Source organism: Streptomyces sp. NPDC051218, from assembly GCF_044455475.1.
Lineage (GTDB): Bacteria > Actinomycetota > Actinomycetes > Streptomycetales > Streptomycetaceae > Streptomyces.
Window position 1 is genome coordinate 149389 of the sequence record NZ_JBITEU010000016.1, and the last position, 18675, is coordinate 168063.

An 18675-nucleotide genomic window follows, 5' to 3' on the forward strand; every position below is an offset into this window, starting at 1 on the left:
AGACCACCTCCAGCAGAGCAGACAGGGAAAGAGGGATGACGGCGCCTGCGGCACCGGACATGAGCCGAGATACGTCCCCAGGGGCCGGGCAGGCCCGCGGTGGCGCACCACCTCCTTGTGAGGAGTGGGGCGCATTGCGCGAGGGGCGGGAGTTTTCGGGTGTCAGCACGAAGCGCCGTACCCGGACCCTGGGGACCTTCAGTGAGATGGGAGCTCAGTCAGGCGCCGGCGCCTCGTGTGCTCTTACTCCCTTAAGGAGAAAAAGCCGGCCGACCGTGCCAGCAGCCCGACGGAGCTACCTGCCTCGTCTCACAGCTCGTCTGCGAGCAGGGACTGCGCGAGGCGCTGTTCGGCGGCTGACCGGCGCCGGAACATCGCGCGGACGCTGATGCCCGCACCGTTCGCGCACTCCTTCGCGCTCTGCCCGTCCAACCGTGTGGCGGCGATCAGCTCGGCCTCTGCCGACGTGATGACCTCGGCCCGGGCAGCGCGCTCCAGGACCAAGTACACCTGCGCCTGTGAGCCGGTAACCAGCGGCTGCCCGACCGTGCCCTCGTCCAGGGGCAGGGGACCGAGGCGGCGTTCGCGCTGGGTGGCGTAGAGCAGGCGGTGGGCTGCCCGGTCACCGGCCCGCACCAGCTGCAGCCCGATCTCCTCGGGCGCCTCCTCCGGTGTCAGAACGGCGAGCTGCTCGATGACCGCGGTCAGGACCTCCTGCTCCAACTCGCCCCTCTCCAGCTCCCGGAGCCGGGGCAGCCGGGCCATCGCCCGGCGCAGCACGGGCACCGTCATCGCGACAGCGACCGAGCCCCACGGCTCACCGAACGCGAGATGGCGACGCAAGATCTCGGCCCACACCCGTGCCCGCGCGGTACCGGGAGTGGAGGGGTGCGCCATCCGGGCGCGGACGAGGTCGACCGGCCAGGCTCCGCCCGGCTCACTTGCCGAGAGCAGTACGGCCGGCAGGGTCAGCGGGCGCGGGGCCGAGGCCAGATCCAGCAGAGCGGCATCGACCTTGTCGAACGGGGAGACGGCGGAGAGCGAGACGGACGTGGTGCGGCGCATGAGCGGGCTCCTTGCCGACGACGGCGAAACGGGACGTCGCCCATAGCGCCAAGCCGCCCTGCCACCACCGCGCCACCGGCCTGCCGCGCCTTCGCCTCAGCCTCGCCGTCGGCCCGCCAACCCCCGGAATTCGCGTGCCGGATGAGCCGCTGACCAGTACCTTCACCCACCACTGCGCGGCACGAAAATGCCCGGGAAAATCCGTTGGCCCCGTCGCGCGGTCCTCCTGGCTCCCGCCACGCGACGGCGCGGATCGGCGCGTGACGGATCGGGCGCTGATCAGCGTCTTTACCGGGAGGCGGCACGATCAGCCGGGATTTCCTCCTTAAGAGGTGTCAGTACGTAACCACCAGCGCCCGGCCCGTGGCGGCGCACCCGCCATGACCCACTCCCGCCGCAGCAGTTCCTCCGCCCGTCGAGGCACACTCGCAAAGCTCCCGACGACGATCTGGCTCCCCGCCCCCGACGACCTCGCCGATCCCCCGGCAGGACGGGTGCTGCCCGACTGGGCCCTCGACAAGCTCCGCGCCCAGTTCACCCCCCAGCCCAGCGAACGGTCCGCTCCGCTCCTGCGCTTGGAGATCAATGACACCCGGGCCGGGATGGACGCCCGCTCCCGCTGCACCCCACCCCGCGACGCGAATGCCGGACCCTGCGGCAACGCCCGCTCCTCGGTGATCCTCGCAGAGCTGCACCCCGACACCCTGCCCTGCGCGCCGCTGCACAGCGGCTACGGGACCGAGGAACGCGGCGCGATGGACGACGGCTGGCCCGGCTTCTTCCACCGCGCCCACCGCCTACTGCGCGCCGACGGCCTACTCCTTCTCGCCACCCGACAACGCCGTGACGCCGGGCATCTGACGGACCCGCTCGGCCTGCTCATCGCCACCGCCCGCACCGCGGGCTTCCGCTACCTCCAGCACATCGCGGTCGTCCACGGCCACGCGATCGAGGCCCGCATCGCGCCCGCGCCGCCCGACGCCACCACGCCCGAGTTGATCCACTCCGACCTCATCGTGCTGTCCGCCGTCCGCGCGCAGTAAAGGAGCGTCACCGTGCCGAAGTCCCCCTCGGTGTGGAACACCGCACCCACCTCCGCCCCCGCCCAGCGCGCTGATCGCTACGTGCCCGGCTCGGCCGCCCACCCCGCCAAAATGCTCCCCGCGATCGCCCGCCACGCGATCACCACGTACACCGAGCCCGGCGGCCTGGTCCTGGACCCGATGTGCGGCATCGGAACCACCCTGATCGAAGCCCTCCACCTCGGCCGCCACGCCCTGGGCACCGAGTACGAACCCAAGTGGGCCCAAATCGCCCAGGCCAACCTCCGCCACGCCGAACGCCAGGGTGCCACCTGCTCCGCAGCCGTCTACTGCGGCGACGCCCGCCAGCTCACCGCCCACATCCCCGCCGCGTTCCACGGCCTGGTCGACCTCGTCGTCACCTCCCCGCCCTACGGCGCCAGCGTGCACGGCCAGGTCCGCTCCACCCGCGAATCCGGCGAACGCGGCGTGACGAAAAGGGACTATCGCTACAGCAGCGACCCCAACAACCTCGCCCACGTCGGCCTCGAAGCCCTCATGGACGCCTTCACCGACATCCTCATCCAGTGCCGCCACGCCTTGCGCCCTGGAGGCCACGCCGTGATCACCACGCGTCCCTGGCGCGATCGCGGTGAACTCATCGATCTTCCCTCGGCCGTTCTCGCGGCAGCCGAGACCGCCGGGCTTATCCCCGTGGAGCGCAACATCGCCCTCCTCGCCGGTATCCGTGATGGGCACCTCGTCGCCCGTCCCTCGTTCTTCCAGATGAAGAACGTCGGCGACGCCCGCCGCGCCGGCCTTCCGCTGGCGCTGATCGTGCACGAGGACACCCTCGTTGTACGCCGCCCCACCCCGCCCCCACCCTCTTTCTCGCCTCGCGAGCGCCGACACCCGGCCAGCCCGCACGGTCGGCGGACCAAGCCGACCGCCACGGCCACCTTCCGCTCCCGCACCTGCACGGCGGGGGTCCGCGATGGCGGCCGCTGAGCTGCGGATCGGCTCGCTCTACAGCGGAGTGGGCGGCCTGGACCTCGGCGTGCAGCGAGCGTTCGGCGGCCGCGTCGCCTGGCACGCCGAGAACGACCCGCTCGCCGCCCAGGTCCTGGCCCGGCACTGGCCCCACGCGCCGAACCTGGGAGACATCCGGGAAGCGGACTGGAGACAGGCCGAGCCCATCGACGTCCTCACTGCGGGCTTCCCCTGCCAGGAGCTGTCGGTGGCCGGGCCGCGCACCGGACTCGCCGGTGCCCGCTCGGGCCTGTGGCAGTACGCCGCCGAGGCCATCCACATCCTGCGTCCCCGCCTGGTGGTGATCGAGAATGTCCGCGGCCTGCTCTCAACCCACGCCGGAACAATCCCCCTTCGCCCACTGGAACCCGGAAAACCGCCGCTGGGAGACACGCCCCAACAACTCTCCATGCGGGCGCTGGGAGTGCTACTCGGCGACCTGGCCGACCGCGGGTATGACGCAGCATGGCGCTGCGTACGCGCAAGTGACGTCGGCGCCCCGCACCGACGCGAGCGGGTCTTCATCACCGCCTGGCCCACAACAGCGGCCCCACTGCGCCCTGTTGAAGACACCAACGGCGAACCTCGGCGTGATCGGCGGATCCCAGCACCCGGCCAAACGCAAAGCGGGCGGCCACGGCCCCACGCTTGCCGACGAGGTCGAACATCTCCTGCCCACCCCAACCGCCAGCGACGGTGCCAAAGGCTCCCCGAACCAGCGCCACGGCAACGGCAGCCTCACCCTGGCCTCCACCGCGGCGACACTCGCAGAGCCGCATATCTCGACGGGATCTGCCCCAACGCATCGGCCTGTCGCGCCAGCGCCCAGCGCCACCCGCACGGCCACCGAGCATGGCTTCACCCCGGCGCAGGAGACCGAGCGCCTGCTACCCACCCCGACCACGTCGGACGGGAGGGGCGGCGCGGGCACGACTCCGAAACGCAAGGGCGGCATGAATCTACGAACGGCCGTCACTCACCTGCCTCTTGGTGGGGCGAGTACCTACCCGCCATCCGACGCTGGGAGCAAGTGACCGAACGCGCCGCGCCCACGGCCACCGTGCCCGGTGCACGTCGGCTATCCGCCGAATTCGTCGAATGGATGATGGGCCTGCCCGAAGGATGGGTCACCGCCGCAGGCCCCTCCAGAGCCGCCCAGCTGCGCTTGCTCGGCAACAGCGTCGTACCCCGGCAAGCCGCCTATGCCCTGGGGACTCTGCTGCCTGACGGTTGTCCGTCGCACGCGCCAGAGTCAAACGGCGGTCGCTGCCCTGGAGACGAGGCGTGACCCCGGCAGCAGGTCCTCATTCCAGTCTCTCTGGTCACTGGCGTTCGAGCCCGGCTACGTACACACGCCGTGCACACGCCGCCGTGCGGGCGGTGGAGACCGCCGTCTGCAATGCAGGGAAGGACAGGCCTGCCAGCGCAGTGGCAGCACCTATCGCAGCGCCCTGGGACCACGCCGTGGGGAATCGGGCGTCTGCCGTGGTCCTGCGCACTCGGCCTCCAGACGAACGATGAGCCGCCCCGGGCGGAGCAGCCGAAAGGGCACCCCAGTACCACGTGGTGCAAAACCTTCCGGCACCGACGTCAACGGTCAGCGAGCTGCGCGGCGGGTCACGAGCCGTCGCGCGCAGCGCGAAGACCTGCACCACGTCCTGGAGCTGTCACCGGCTGACCAACTGAAACAGCTCGCCGCTCGCCGTTCACCCGCCCACCCCGCATCAGGTGAACCGCCCCGTCCTGGCAAGCGCGCTCGCAAGAAGCCGACCCCCGCCCGGAGGGGGGAACCGCCCGCGATCGGCGCCTCAGCGGCTCCACCTGTTCTCAGCAACGCTTCCATCCCGGAGCACGAAGCCAGATCCCGCACCTTCCCACTCAGGCAGGCAACCCCACCACAAGTCGACGCCGCGCAAGCCCAGAATTCCGATCCCGGCGAGTCAGCCGACGTGCCTGGCGGAGTGCAGGGCGACAGCGATCCGGGCCTCCCGAGCCCTGAAACGGAGGCCAGCGCCCCACGCCTATACACACCCGAACAAGCCGCCCGCCTGCTGCAGGTGCCCGCCTCCTGGCTCCGCAAGAGGGCAGCGGACCACGCCATCGCGCACACCCGCATCGGCCGCCACCTTCGCTTCTCGACCGCTGATCTGCACGCGCTCGTGCATGCAGGTCAGCATCCACCCGCTGCTCAGCCCACCGACCCGTCATAACGCCACCCGTTCGGGTCGAGGCGCGCCCCGTTCGCCGATGGCGGCTTCCGCTTCACTCGGCACCGAGCGTCCATGGACCCGCCCGCCGCCGATCCACCCCGGCGGGTGGCGCGCCCCGACGTTCCCGACGGGGCCGTTCTCGTACTCTCCAAGGAGGTAGCACCATGGCCTGGGTTGAACGCCGAGGTAACCGATGGCGAGTCCGCTACTGGGCGGAATCCGGCAGAGCAGCCACCGCCTCCACATTCGACACCCGCGACGACGCGACCAAATGCGCGGACAACTTCACGGAGCCTCACCTCCCGTCCCGCACCTCCGGCCCCGACGCGATGCAACGGCCTGAACCACCCGCCTCCGTAGGCGAGAAGGCTGCGCCAGAAAGCCCCAACGCCGAGTCCGTGGCTGTGCCCGAGCTGCAGGCCAGCGACGCCACCCACCTCCCTCGCTCTACCGTGGCAGGGACAGCCGGCTCCGCGCAGATGACTACGTTTGCGCAGTGGACCAAAACCTGGTCAGCCAGCCTCGAAGTCGGCCCGAATACCGCCGCCGGATACCAGAGCCTGCTGAAGAACCATCTCCTGCCCGCCTGGGGCGACATGCCCCTCGACGAGATCACCCCCACCGCCGTCATCACCTGGCTCAAGCAGCTCCGCGTCCGCTACAAGCCGACCACCGTCGCCGCGATCGGCAAACTCCTCAGCCTCATCCTCTCCGCAGCCGTCCTCGAACGCCTCATCCCCGTCAACCCCGTGCGCATCCCCCGCCAGCGCGGCCGCACCCGGCGTGAAGAAGCCGCCTGGTGCGATGAGTACCACGTCCTGGACATCGCCCGCCGCATCACCCACCTCGGCAGCCCCAACCTCGGCCTGCTAATCATCACAGCCGCCTACACAGGCATGCGCTGGGGCGAACTCACCGGCCTGCGCCGCGACGCCGTAGACCTCGACGCCGCAACCCTCAGCGTCCACCCCGACCACGGCGCCCTCCACGAGATCAACGGCCACCACTCCTACGGACCGCCCAAAACCGCCGCCTCCGTCCGCACTGTCACGCTGCCCCCCTTCCTCACCACGCTCCTCACCCAGGACCTCGCCACCCACCGCCGCGACCACGTCTTCACCAGCGTCACCGGCAAACTCCTGCGCCGCTCCACCACACAACGCCGCTACTGGGCCCCGGCCGTATCCGGCTGTACCTTCCCCGACGACACCGTCTGGAAGCCGATCAAGCCCGGCCTGACCTTCCACGGCCTGCGCCACTCCCACAAAACCTGGCTCATCGAGGACAACATCCCCGACGTCGCCCAGGCCCGCCGCCTCGGCCACACCATGAACAACGAAATCGACGACATCTACTCCCACGTCGCCCACAAGATCAACACCCGAATCCTCAACCTGCTCGAAGACCGCTGGCAACGCTCACTCAAGCGCGGCCGCGGGGGTTCCCGAAGGTTGTAGGGAGAGGCGTGGGCCGGCCAGAGGCGAGAGGTGCGGCGGCCTCCCAGACTTGCCATGACCGCCAGGTCAGCGCAGCAACCGAGTGATCCCATGCACCGCCGCCTCGGCCCTAGTCGCTCGCTTAGTTGGCGGACGAGGAAGATTGGAACGAAAACCGGCGCCTGCGGGAGCAGTCCACTTTCCCGCAGGCGCGGCACGGCACGGAGGGGCTGCGAGCGCTACAGGCCCTCTTCTGCGGGCGGGAGTTCGGTCTCGCTACGGTTGTGCAGCCAGTTCAGCAGCCGGAATCCGCGCTCGCTCTGTTCGGGGTTTCCCCACAGCGCGGCCGAGAAAGCTGCGACGGTGAGCGCCGCAACGGTGCCGAGCACGACCTGCTGCGGGCCGGTGAGTGGCAGGCTTGGGGTGTTCATCGGTGTTGGGTGCGGATCCTCTGCAGTGACGGTCGGGATCAGGCAGTGAGGCTGTAGTTCTGCTGGTCAAGGCTTGGGTAGAGACGTTGATGTTCGCGGGCTGTGTGGAAGGTCCAGTAGTCGTCGAAGTCGCCGTTGGTGATCAGTGCGCGGAGTTGGAGGATGGCTTCGGCGCCGTTGAGTCCCCAGCGGGCGCCGGTGATGTCGAGGCGGTCGGCGATCAGGTGGCGGCAGGCACCTTCGATGGCGCCGGTGGCGATCGGCCAGCCAGTTGCGAGCGCGGTGTCGTAGTGGAGCTGGTCGAGGTGGGCCGGTGAAGTAACGGGTGCAGGTGGTGACGGCGTCGCGGCGGGTGGCGGGAAGCTGTTCGGCTGCGGCCTGAGCGGTCATCTCGGCAGCGGCCCGTTCGGCATCTCCGGCAAGGATCGCGGTGAGTTTGTCCGCGGCCCAGGTCTCGGCCTCGCGGCTGCCGACCGGGTGGAAGGCGTGCGCGGCTGTCCAGCAGTACTCGGCGACGTGCACGAAGTCGAGCAGGATGTGCAGGCGGACGCCGCGGCGAACGGCTTCGGCCTGAATCAGGTCGAGTTGGTGCCGGGCGCCGTCGACGAGCATGATCCAGTCCCGCCGCTGCTGCGGGTCACGAGCCTGGGCCTGGGCGAACGCATCGGCAATGACCTGCTCCGGCCGGCGGATCACCGAGGCGGTGCACCACTTCTGCTCCGCTTTCGGCCCTGGCCGGGGCGGCCGGTCCCGGCTGCGGCCGCCGGGCGGATGGACGATGTCGTGCGGCCGGCGCGGGGCGGGCGTCGCGTCGAAGACGCAGGCCACCGTCGCCATACGTTTGCGGTTGGGTTTCTCACCCGGCGCCAGGCGCCCGCGCCGACCGGCCGCGGCACTCTTGGCCGCGGCTTTGCGGGTGGCCTCGCGCAGGGCTTCGGGGCGCATCACCACGCCTTTGCCGTCGACCTGGAGAACCAGCGGCATCTCGCGGGTGCAGGGGACGGGGATCTTCGCCGTGTAGTAGGCGGCGATGTCGACGGCCGCGGCGGCCACCAGATCCTTCAGACGGCGTTTGGCCAGCACCTTGCCGCAGCGTCGCGATCGCGGCGGCAGCCTGGTCGAAAGAGCCGCGCACGGCTTCCAGGGCCGCGAGCCGGGCCAGGCCGCGAGAGTGCCGGCCGGCGGGCAGCGAGAGGGCTTCGTCCGCCGGGTGCACGTTGGCAACACCCCGGCCGCGATGCGCGATCCGGGTCACCTGGATCGGTCCGAATACGCAGGTCAACATGTGGTGATGGCCCCGCTCCCGCCAGGTTCGCCGTTGTCCTTCGGGACCGACCACCGCTGGCTGCCCCGCGGCCGCCGGCAGCACGGCTTCCTCCGTCCTGGCTCGCTGATCGAGGTGGTCCTGCAGCATCTGGCGCAACAGTTCGCGTCCCCATACTTCGAGTTGCTCCTCCAATTGGTCGTGGGCCATATGCGTCGCCGGGCTGGTAGCCAGCGTCGAGATCAGGCGGTCGAAGGCATCACGGGAGGCGGCATACGGATCAGGCTCGGGTAAGGCGTCGTACGGTTTCATCGCGGGCTCTTCTTCGGCAGCGATTCGTTTCGGTTGGTACCTACGAATCTACGAAGGAGAGCCCCTTGGTCACTGGAGATCGGGCGGGTCGATGCCCAAAGTACGACGACGGACGAGGGTGAAGCGCCCCGGCGCATCCTCGGTCAGCCAGCCCCGCTCCACCAGCCGCTTGAGCTTGGCCCGTGTGCCCTCGATCTTCCCGGCCGTCGCCGCCAGCCCGATCCGCGGCACGATCTGCTTGGCCTGCAACGGGCCCGGCGCGTCAGCCAGCACCTCCATGATGTCCCGATACACATCCGGCAACACCGTTGCCGCCAGGCCCTCCCGCCCCGGCGGAACCATCACCACACCCGCACCGTGCGGATGCGGCTTCTGCGCAGGCTCCACCGGCACATCCGCCTCGCTGTCCGCCTGTGCGGCCGACAGTTCAGCGAGCACCTTCGTGACGGTCTCCCGCGTGATCTCCAACCGCGACAGGACCTCTTGAGCAGCCTCCAGCCTGAGTGCCAACTCAGCTGTATCAGCCCGCAGTTCCTCGACACGGCGCCGAGCCGCGGCCTCCCGCGCCTCGAGCTCCTCCGGCAAAGACACCATGGCGCCCCACCTCCAGCACGGTAGAAGCAAGCCACCGACCCGACACCACCGATCAGCGTCTCCCCAGGTCAGTCTTCCCCCGAGAGGATCCACACCCATCGGTGTTCCTCCGTGTCGGGAGATGCGAGTGCTTCAACGTAGGAGCCGCTCGGTGCGGGCCGTACAGATATCCGGTGGAACGCTCCTTGCCGGGCAGGGGCGTGCTACAGATGAGGCCGCGGGACTGGTAGGCCCTCATGTTGAGGTGTTGCGTATTCCTCGGTGAGGTCAGTTGTGGTGTCACCGAAGGTGTCATCAACTGCTGGCACAACACCCCGGTCGTCCGCTGCCGGTGTGCCGTTCCGTAACATCCGCTGGTGATACCCCGTCCTTTCTCCACGCCGCGCCGCCGAGTCACAGCCGTGCTCACCGTGACGGCCGCCGTCGTCGCGACTGCCATGGAGGGGCAAGGGCTGGCCTGGGACTTGGCTGGGGCATACCGGAAGGACGCTTGAGCGCGACCACCGGTCCATTTGCAGCACCAGTTCCCGTACAGCGGGCCGGGTAGGCGGGCGGCCGGGACGTCGGCGTTTGTAGGTCCAGCGGCGCTTGATCAGGTCGGAGTGCCAGCGCAGCAGTGTGCCCGGAGTGACGAACAGATGCCCTCGCAGGTTCTTGGGCAGCAGCCGGGCCAGTGCCGCGATCACTGCCCGGTCGACCCATAATGGTTGTGGCCGGGCGACTTAACGGCGGAGGACGGCGAGTTGGTGTCGGAGTACGAGTATCTCCGCGTTCTTGGCAGCCTCCGATCGCGCCACCAATGTGATCCATCCCAGGACTTTCAAGGAGGTCAGGTACAGCAGTCGCAGAGCCATGCCCCAGGATCTCGCCCTGCGATGCCTCCTCACCGAAGAGGCAGAACCCCCGTGCTGCCCGGAGCAGCGGCCACGCACCTGGGGGCGCTGGATACAGCAGACATTGCGGTGGCGACCCACGGGGGCCCGCTGATGACGGAGGCGCCTATGGACCAAGTACGGGCGGAAAGGCCTGCAACTGCCTGATGTTGACCGTGAGCTGCTGCGAGACGTCGTCGAGGCGGAGCTGCGTCAAATACACAACTACTGACGTCACCGGTAAGACACCTGGAGCCGTGCTGCGTCCATGGTCTCGACAGACCGCCGAGACGGCAGTCTTGCAGGCCAGCCATGGCGCTAAGGCCGACTCCCTGTACGCTCGGTGATCGATGCGGCAGCCGCGAGCGGGAGCGACGGGGAGAGAACACTGCGCCTGCCGGAAACTCCATCCGTGCAGTTCAAGCGGCGTGTTGGTACTCGTGGAGGACTCCGCCGAGGCGGTCCCTTCGGCGCACTTTCAGTTGGGTGATTTGTGTGTGGGGGAGTGGTTCGGGTGCCGCTCATCCGAACTCTGCTGGGCAAGGTTCGGCGCCACTGGGGCATGTCGGGTTACCCCGCTCTGAGACTGACCGTCCTGTGCGAGACCGGGACTCGAGGCCTGCTCGGCGCGGTCTTCGGCCCATCCGAGAACGGAGAGACCGTCCAGGCGACCGCGCTACTGCCCCGGCTCACACCGCAGATGCTCCTGCTGGCACACCGAGCTTTCGACGGCGACGACTTCCTACGAGCTGTCTCCGACACCGGCTCTCAGTTCCTGATCCGGCCGGGTGCACACCGACGCTCCGCAGTGCTGGCAGCCCTCCCTTACGGCTCCTACCTCACCTGCTTCCGCGGCCTGCGTGCCCGCATCATCGAAGCCGACATCACACTCACCACCAGCAACGGACGCAATCAGGTCCTCCGGCACATGCGAACCTCGCCGCATCGGTCCTGGCACGCGCGCGCTTGCGACCGCCCTCACTCTCACCCACTACGACGGCTTCTGCGTCCAGTTGAGCCGCTGGACCAGGGAAGTGCTCCTCGAGAAGACCGCGAACGTGACCTACAAACTCGCACCCGAGTGCCTATTGCCCGCAGAGAGCGGAGGGCCTTGACTTGGCGGCCGCGGTCTTTGGTTCAACCGCTTCGTGGGCATGATGTTCCACTGTCTGCCTGCCGGGGAGGCCTACGACGAATCGAAGGCCTTCCCCGTTCACTCGCCGACAAGATCCTCTCGGAGGCCTCTTGACGGCTTAGCACAGAGGGATGTCTGACCCCACGGAACCAAACACGAAACCCAGAGCGGAACACTCAGTGAGGAGCGGGCGGTCTGGGGTGGCTTTGTGACGACTCAGGACCTGCCGTCTGGCGATGCTTGGCCTGCTTTAGTTGTTTCCCACTAACCGCCTCGTCTGTGGAACCGCAGCCTGCAGGCTTGGGAGGTTGTGATTCAGCCACGACTGATCATCGTCAGCGACAGAACCAGCCATTGACATGTGCGAACAAGAGCGGGGCCATCCGGATTCGACAGTGCTGCATATGATCGCACTGCACGTTTTCAAGAGGTGAGGAGTTCAACGTTCATGACTGGTGAGCGAGTTGTTGTCGTCACTGGCGGGGGGACGGGCATCGGTGCTGCGACAGCCCGGTTGCTACGGGCCGACGGACACCAGGTCGTGATCGCTGGCAGGAGACCGCAGCCGCTGCACCAAGTCGCTGCCGAGACGGGAGCGCTGGCCCATCCTGCCGACGTCGCGGATCCCGAGGCCGTGTGCGAACTTGTCGAGACGACGGTGAAGGCCTACGGGAGACTCGATGGCGTAGTGCTCAACGCCGGAATCGGGCGGGGCGGCGCGGTCGGCGACACCGAGGTCGAGGATTGGGAAGAGCTGATACGGACCAACCTCACTGGCCCGTTCCTGTTGCTGCGTGCCGCGCTGCCGCATCTGCTGGAAACCCGCGGTGCGGTGGTTGCGGTGGCCTCGGTTGCCGCCCTCCGTAACAGCGTCGGCAACGCCGCCTATGCGACGTCCAAGGCGGCCTTGCTCCACCTGTGCCGCTCCCTCGCCGTCGACTATGGCCCGCAGGGGCTGCGGGCCAACACGGTTTGCCCGGGCTGGGTGCGTACGGAGATGGCCGACCAGCGGATGGCGCGGTTCGCTGCGGAGGCCGGGCTGGCGGGTGGTGCCGAGGCGGCTTACGTGGAGGCAAACCGGCTGACTCCCGCCCGGCGGCCGGGCGATCCGGAGGAGGTCGCTGAGGCGATCGACTGGCTGCTGTCCCCCGCCGCGTCCTACGTGAACGGGTCCGTCCTCACTGTTGATGGTGGGGTGACCGCGGTCGGCGTTGGTGGTGCCGCCTTCGACTACCGCATTGAGGCGCGTCCCTCGCGCCCGTAATGGACTACCGGACAGGCCCACTTCCCAGGGACCGCCTCGAGGCTAGCCAGGACCCATGGCAGGAGCAGGGCTCCAGCAAGCGGCCTGACGTGCTCGCGGCATAGTCGGCCGTCTACCGAGTGACCACGAGTGCGCCTACCCCGGCTGCACCCCCTCCCGGACTCAGGTTGAGCAGCGCCAACGAGTGAGCGGTCTCTAACTAATGAGCGGGGCTGGTGTGTCATACAGCTTCCACGACTGCATTTCCGCTACCGCCAGACATATGGAGGAGATCATGTTTGTGAATGCACACGACGAGGTGTTCATCGCAGGGCACTGGCGATCTGCGGTAGGAACAGGCGTCATTGAGGTCACCAACCCGTCGGACGAGCGAGTTATCGGAGCTGTCCCAGCTGGCTCTGCAGCCGATGTTGATGTTGCAGTCAACGCAGCTCGTGCGGCGCTGCCGGGGTGGGCGGCCACCGCGCCTAGCCGCCGAGCCGAGTTGCTGGCTGCGTTGTCTGACGAACTTGCCGCTTGCCAGGATCAGATGACGTCGATCATCACAGCCGAGATGGGAACCACAATTGGGTTCTCCCGCAGGGTACAAGCCGGTCTGCCGGTCACCATGACGCGTCTGCATGCTGAGCTTGCGGCTGACTTCGTCTTCGAGGAGCGCGTTGGCAACTCGCTTGTCATGCTAGAGCCCGTCGGAGTCGTGGGGGCCATCACACCGTGGAACTACCCGGTACACCAGATCGTCTGCAAGGTTGTTCCCGCACTCGCTGCAGGTTGCACCGTGGTCCTCAAACCTGCGGAGTTGACGCCGCTTTCGGCCCAGATGTTCACCGAGTGCGTGGCAGCCGCAGGCTTCCCTGTAGGCGTCTTCAACCTAGTCACCGGCAGAGGAACGGAAGCTGGGGAGGCACTGGTACGTCACCCTGGGGTCGACATGATCTCGTTCACGGGTTCTACGGTGGTCGGCAAGCATATTGGGTCACTTGCCGGTGCTGATGTTAAGCGTGTAGCCCTAGAACTTGGCGGCAAGTCTGCCAGTGTCATCCTCCCCGGAGCAGACCTCGCACAGGCTGTCCGCACCAATGTCGCTGATGTTATGCGCAACACAGGGCAGTCATGCAACGCGTTGACGCGCACGTTGGTGCATACCGATGACTATGAAGAGGCAGTCCGGATCGCTGTCGAGGAGATTGCTAGATACGTTCCCGGCGACCCGGCCGACCCCGACTGCCGCCTGGGCCCTGTGGTGAGCAGCGCCCAGCAAGAGAAAGTCCGCGACCATATTCGTCGTGGTGTAGCAGAAGGTGCCCGTCTCGTTGCGGGTGGACCGGAGGCCCCTGAAGGACGAGACAAGGGCCACTACATCCGCCCTACAGTCTTCGCTGACGTCACTGCCGAGATGAGCATTGCTCGTGAGGAGATCTTCGGTCCTGTTCTCTCGTTCATGAGGTATGAGGACGAGGGGGAGGCACTGCGCATCGCCAACGACTCCGAATACGGTCTGGCGGGGGCCGTCTGGGGGGCTGAGGAGGATCGGGCAATCACCTTTGCGCGTTCGATGGAGTGCGGCCAAGTGACGGTTAACGGTGGGTCATACAACCCGCTCGCTCCGTTCGGAGGGTATAAGAAATCAGGTATCGGGCGAGAACTAGGCAAGCACGGGCTTATGGAGTTTCTGCAGACAAAGTCGCTACAACTCTGACAGTGATGATTTACCTGTTGGCGCCGCTGGCGGGGTCTGCCCCGAACCCTTTGAGTGAGCTTCTTCCAATCTGGTGGAAGTGACCGCGAGTCGGGTAGACATGTGAACGATGAAGTTCTTGGTGGGCAGGTTATCGACCAAGACTCCCGTGTCGCCAGGAGCTTCCGTGCTTGGTGACCGGCGTCTATGAATCAGGCCGTCGCACCCTGCGAAACCTTGCGTAACTTGCTGTCCGGCGACGGGAGGTCATCACTCGGCCGTGACAGGCCCTGCTCGTCCTGGCCTATTTGCCGGGGGTGACGCCCAGCTCGCCGCCGGGTTCGGCATCCGGATCGCACTCGCACCTACACTGGCACGTGATGTAGACGGCGCAAACGAAAGTGCTCGTCACTCTGGACGGTTCCTTGCTGCCGATCGGCCGAATCGCCCCCGACACCCCGTGCTGCTCCGGGCGCTGCATAAACGAAACGGCATGAATATCTAAACTCACTTCTTGCTGGATGTGTTCGGATGGACTGCGAAGTTCCGTGCGTGGGCCGAGGCGTAAGCTTGCGCCATGTCGAGGAGGAATTCCTTCTCGCGATCGAGATCGCCTTTGTCGAAGTTAACGAGGTTGTCGGCGGAGCGCTGGTGAGGCAACCCGGCGAGCTTGGCGCTGCGTGCCCCTGCCATCACACACGCAAGCACCGTTGCATCGGCTTTAGCCTGAGCGACACTCGCAGTGGCCACATGTCGGCGAGCGCGAGCCCACGTATCGGCGGCCGCATAGTCGTTGAGGATGAGGATGGCATCCCGGGTTTCGATGACTTTGCGGTAGGCCACCAGCCGCCAGGATGCCTGCGGCCACACGACCTCAAGCAGTCGGTGACGGGGTTTGAGGAACGCGACGTTCGGCACGGCCTGCACCAGGTCGCGCCACAATGGCCACAGACGCCAGATGATGCAGATCTCCGCGACGGCACCCCGCACGGCATACAGGGAGGGCGTCAAGAGGGCGATCGCGCGTAGTAGGCCGTGCAAATTCATGACATACGGGAGGTACGGCATAAGCCGATGGGTGTGGAACAGCAGGCTGATGAGCTGGGAGAACCAGAACAGGAAGGAGAGCGCGGTGCCGATTCCGAAGGTCCGTAGGCTCACCTTGAGGACGGGGTTGGCTGTGCGATTGCTGTACTGGCGACATAGGGAGGTGCAGGAGATGTCCGCGATGAGATGCACCATGACCAAGACAAGCCAGTAGGCAGTGGAGGGAGCGGGCGCACCGGGGCCCGTTACGACGTGTTCCTGGTGCGGTGGAGCCAGGGAATCCAGGATCAGCAGGCTCACCATGGCCAGGCTCGTCGCGCAGCACACGCCCCAACGTGATCGGCCGCCGGAGGCCGCTGAGACGAAGTACAGCACTGCACCTGAGGAGAGCACTCCGATCAGGTTCCGTGCCAGGGGAATGGCATGGCCCCCTCCGGTGGCCTGGAGAGCGAGCTGGGTCACGTCGGGGAGCGTGAGCGTTATGGCCACCGTAGCGGTAGCCACGGCTAACCACAGTCCGCGCTGCTCAGGCGTGCGTAGGGCGGTGGAGCAGCGCAGCGCCAGAGCCAGCCATAGGCAGCTCACGCAGATATAGCTGAACCAGCCCAGCACGGTGGAGGGTTCAGCGTTCATCCGCGGCACACGCCCCCAGGGCGGTCTCTAGCCGGCCCAGCACGCCGTGCGGTGTTCTGGCGGTCGGTGAAGCGCCGATGCGCAGCAGGCTGGCAAGCATCTCCGCCTCCTGTTCCTGGTGGTTGGTGTAGCTGGCGCGTCCGAGTATGCGGCGCACCAACTGTGGGCTCAGGTCGGGAAGGAGAGCTTGAGAAGCCTCGCCGTGGCCTAGGTCCGTGCCAGAGTGGTCAAACAGCATGTGCCCGATCTCGTGCAGCACAATGTGCTCTTGGTGTGCCCGGCTGGTGCGCTGCTCGAAAAAAATGTGGTCGTCGGTCTCAGTGGCGAGCCATATGCCGCAGATACTCTTCCCGGTGGCCTGTTGCGGCAACGGATGCAGATGCAACGGACGTCCACGCTGGGCGGAAACTTCCTGGCATAGAGTATCGATGGAAAAGGGGCGTGGCACACTGAGTTGATCCAGAATCGACTGGCAACGCTGTTGTAAGCGAGCATACTTTTTCAGCATGCGTCTCTCAACAGCCTGCTATGGAAAGGCTGGCTGCTTGCGGGGTGCGTAGTGACGAAGGGGCCTGCCCGCCCGGATATTCCGAGGAGAACGCTGCCTCAGCCATGGGGTCCCGCTGCGGGGGGATTCGGGTCGTTCATCGCCGAGAGGTTTTGTAGCTTGCGGGCCTCATCGACCATTGAGAGCAGGGCATCCAGGCTGGCAGGCGAGAGACCTTCGGCGCGCAGCGCCAGACTGCGGATTTTGGCGTCGCGCAGTGCGGTGGCCAGCGTGAGTTGGGCATTGACCCGTTCCGACACTTCGTCGTCGAGGAAGTAATCGGGTGGCACTCCGAAGAACTGCGCGAGAACGTCCAGCTGTTCCAGCGTGAGGTTGCGCTTCTTTCCGGTAGCAAGTTCCCACAGGTAGGTGGCGGAGATGGTGCCTCCGGTCGTCTCCCGGATCTCCTTAGCGAGCCGCGAGTAACCGGGACGAGTGCGTTCGTCCGGATAGAGCGTCTCGATCAACTTGGTGAGACGTTGCTCGAGTTGCATGAGTAGCGGACGGTCGTCCTCGCCGCGCCCGGATCCGGTACTGCGCATCTCTCGCCCTTCCCAAACAGAGATCTCCCAACGTAGGCAGGAGCCACCTCGGCGTCTGCCAAGAGGGAGAGAGTCTAACCCGGCCAATGACATTGCCCCAGGGAAACATCCTGGCGCAATGGTCACCTCCCGGCGGGGTGCGCGGCCGTCTTGGCAGTGCGGCGGGCGGATGTCAGAGCGGACAGGCACAAGGCTGACAGGACGGCCAGGAGCGCCTGGTAGAGAGCTACCGGCCACAGCGAGCCGTGCCCCACCGTGACCAGGGTCTGGGCCAGGGCTGGCGCCGTGCCCCCGAACACCACACCAGCCAACTGCTGGGATATGGAAATCGCGGTGTAGCGCACCTGGACCGGGAAGGTATCGACGAGCAGAGCGGCGATCACGGCGTAGACAACTGCGCTGGCGGACTCCAACGCGCATACCCCCAAAGTGATCTGGAGCAGCGAGCCGCTCCCCAAGGCCAGGACAGTGAGTGGTACCGCGAGCAAGTAGAGAGCCAGCCCCAGGGCGCAGATCCGTGCGGCACCCAAGCGTTGGGCGGCTATCGCAGCAACGGGCTGTACCAGGAATCGGGCGACAGCCGCGCATAGCACCACGCTCAGTACCTTCTCCCGGGGAAAGCCGATGTGCACCGTCGCCCAGGACAGCACGAAGGTGCCGGCCAGATATGTTCCGGCCACTGGAACGGCACAGGCCCCGACACACACCGCCATCTTCGGGAAGTGTCGCTGCAAGGTGTCGCGCACAGGGGCGGGCGCAACCCGCCCCTGCGCCGACAGCCTCTCGAACTCTGGGGATTCGGGCACCATCAGCCGTATGACCAGGCCTACGACCATGAGGACCGTAGAGAGCAGGAAGGGGACCCGCCAGCCCCAGGACAAGAATTCGCCGTCGCTCAGTTGCGAGAACGGGAGGAACACCGCGCTGGTCAGGATCGAGGCCAGCGGGGCCCCTTGCTGCACCATAGCTGTCAGGATCACCCGGCGGCCCTGCGGCGCGTGCTCACCGGCCAGCAGCACGGCGCCGCCCCATTCGCCGCCCACTGCGACCCCTTGGACGAGGCGCAGAACGCACAGCAGCACCGGAGCGGTGATCCCCGCTTCGTCGTAACGGGGCAGCAATCCGATGGCTGTGGTGGCCGACCCCATCAGTACAAGTGTCGCCACCAGACTGCGTTTTCGTCCGAGCCGGTCCCCGAAATGGCCGAATAGCGCTGCACCGACAGGACGGCCCAGAAAGCCAACCCAGAACGTCGCGAACGATGCCAGCAGACCGGTGGCCTGCTGCGCTCCGGGAAAGAATAACTCTGGGAAGACCAGGCTGGATGCCGTAGAGAAGACGAAGAAGTCGTACCACTCGACCGTGGTCCCTGCCAGGCCGGCGAGTCCCGCCTTGTGAGCGGGGGACAGCCAGGGTCGTCTAGTAGGTGTGCGCGGGGTCCGGCGCATCATGCTCCCAGGGATCACTGTGAGGGGCGGGTTGTTCGTAACGGGAGTAACTGAGCTTCTTCGATGTGGCCACCGATCGGGTGACAGCCCGTGAAGCGAAACGAGCGAGGCCCCCGGGCTGTTGATCGAGATGTCTGACGTCTCAA

General features: G+C 66.9%; 14 protein-coding genes and 1 pseudogene. 7 read left to right on the forward strand and 8 right to left on the reverse strand.

The window, feature by feature from the left end:
- Nucleotides 1–309: 309 nt before the first annotated feature.
- Nucleotides 310–1065: a hypothetical protein gene (locus ACIBCK_RS36975; protein WP_399397489.1), complete on the reverse strand. Its 756-nt coding sequence runs from the start codon at nt 1063–1065 to the stop codon at nt 310–312.
- Nucleotides 1066–1445: 380 nt separating this feature from the next.
- On the opposite strand from ACIBCK_RS36975, the gene ACIBCK_RS36980 reads away from it, so the two are divergent.
- The 5 genes from ACIBCK_RS36980 (at nt 1446) to ACIBCK_RS37000 (ending at nt 6783) form a co-directional block, all read left to right on the forward strand.
- Nucleotides 1446–2108: a hypothetical protein gene (locus ACIBCK_RS36980; RefSeq protein WP_399397490.1), complete on the forward strand. Its 663-nt coding sequence runs from the start codon at nt 1446–1448 to the stop codon at nt 2106–2108.
- Nucleotides 2109–2120: 12 nt separating this feature from the next.
- Entirely contained in the window at nt 2121–3095 is a 975-nt protein-coding gene (locus ACIBCK_RS36985) for a TRM11 family SAM-dependent methyltransferase (RefSeq protein WP_399397492.1), read from the forward strand.
- A complete protein-coding gene (locus ACIBCK_RS36990; RefSeq protein WP_399397494.1) occupies nt 3082–4404 on the forward strand; it encodes a DNA cytosine methyltransferase in 1323 nt (440 codons plus the stop codon). Before ACIBCK_RS36985 ends, ACIBCK_RS36990 begins: the two co-directional genes overlap by 14 nt.
- 229 nt (nt 4405–4633) lie before the next feature.
- Nucleotides 4634–5326, forward strand: coding sequence for an excisionase family DNA-binding protein (locus ACIBCK_RS36995; RefSeq protein ID WP_399397496.1), 693 nt, complete (start codon nt 4634–4636; stop codon nt 5324–5326).
- Nucleotides 5327–5805: 479 nt separating this feature from the next.
- Nucleotides 5806–6783, forward strand: a complete 978-nt coding sequence (locus ACIBCK_RS37000) for a tyrosine-type recombinase/integrase (protein ID WP_399397498.1) — start codon at nt 5806–5808, stop codon at nt 6781–6783.
- Nucleotides 6784–7001: 218 nt separating this feature from the next.
- On the opposite strand, the gene ACIBCK_RS37005 is transcribed toward ACIBCK_RS37000, so the two are convergent.
- From ACIBCK_RS37005 to ACIBCK_RS37015, 3 genes and pseudogenes are all read right to left on the reverse strand, one after another.
- Entirely contained in the window at nt 7002–7193 is a 192-nt protein-coding gene (locus ACIBCK_RS37005) for a hypothetical protein (protein WP_399397500.1), read from the reverse strand.
- A 38-nt stretch (nt 7194–7231) separates the two neighbouring features.
- Nucleotides 7232–8769, reverse strand: a pseudogene (locus ACIBCK_RS37010) (ISKra4 family transposase).
- Nucleotides 8770–8838: 69 nt separating this feature from the next.
- Nucleotides 8839–9363: a hypothetical protein gene (locus ACIBCK_RS37015; protein WP_399397501.1), complete on the reverse strand. Its 525-nt coding sequence runs from the start codon at nt 9361–9363 to the stop codon at nt 8839–8841.
- 2455 nt (nt 9364–11818) lie between these two features.
- On the opposite strand from ACIBCK_RS37015, the gene ACIBCK_RS37020 reads away from it, so the two are divergent.
- A complete protein-coding gene (locus ACIBCK_RS37020) occupies nt 11819–12634 on the forward strand; it encodes an SDR family NAD(P)-dependent oxidoreductase (RefSeq protein ID WP_399397503.1) in 816 nt (271 codons plus the stop codon).
- Between the two features lie 280 nt (nt 12635–12914).
- The gene (locus tag ACIBCK_RS37025; RefSeq protein ID WP_399397525.1) at nt 12915–14333 is read left to right on the forward strand and encodes an aldehyde dehydrogenase family protein; all 1419 of its coding nucleotides are present in this window, start codon (nt 12915–12917) and stop codon (nt 14331–14333) included.
- 486 nt (nt 14334–14819) lie between these two features.
- Here the strand turns inward: ACIBCK_RS37025 and ACIBCK_RS37030 are convergent, their stop codons facing one another.
- The 4 genes from ACIBCK_RS37030 to ACIBCK_RS37045 form a co-directional block, all read right to left on the reverse strand.
- Complete coding sequence (locus ACIBCK_RS37030) at nt 14820–15992, reverse strand: MAB_1171c family putative transporter (RefSeq protein WP_399397505.1); 1173 nt, start codon at nt 15990–15992, stop codon at nt 14820–14822.
- Nucleotides 15982–16500, reverse strand: coding sequence for a hypothetical protein (locus ACIBCK_RS37035; RefSeq protein WP_399397507.1), 519 nt, complete (start codon nt 16498–16500; stop codon nt 15982–15984). The genes ACIBCK_RS37030 and ACIBCK_RS37035 overlap by 11 nt, the downstream gene beginning before the upstream one ends.
- Nucleotides 16501–16598: 98 nt before the next feature.
- Nucleotides 16599–17081: a hypothetical protein gene (locus tag ACIBCK_RS37040; protein WP_399397509.1), complete on the reverse strand. Its 483-nt coding sequence runs from the start codon at nt 17079–17081 to the stop codon at nt 16599–16601.
- Nucleotides 17082–17203: 122 nt separating this feature from the next.
- Nucleotides 17204–18532: an MFS transporter gene (locus ACIBCK_RS37045; protein ID WP_399397511.1), complete on the reverse strand. Its 1329-nt coding sequence runs from the start codon at nt 18530–18532 to the stop codon at nt 17204–17206.
- Nucleotides 18533–18675 lie beyond the last annotated feature (143 nt).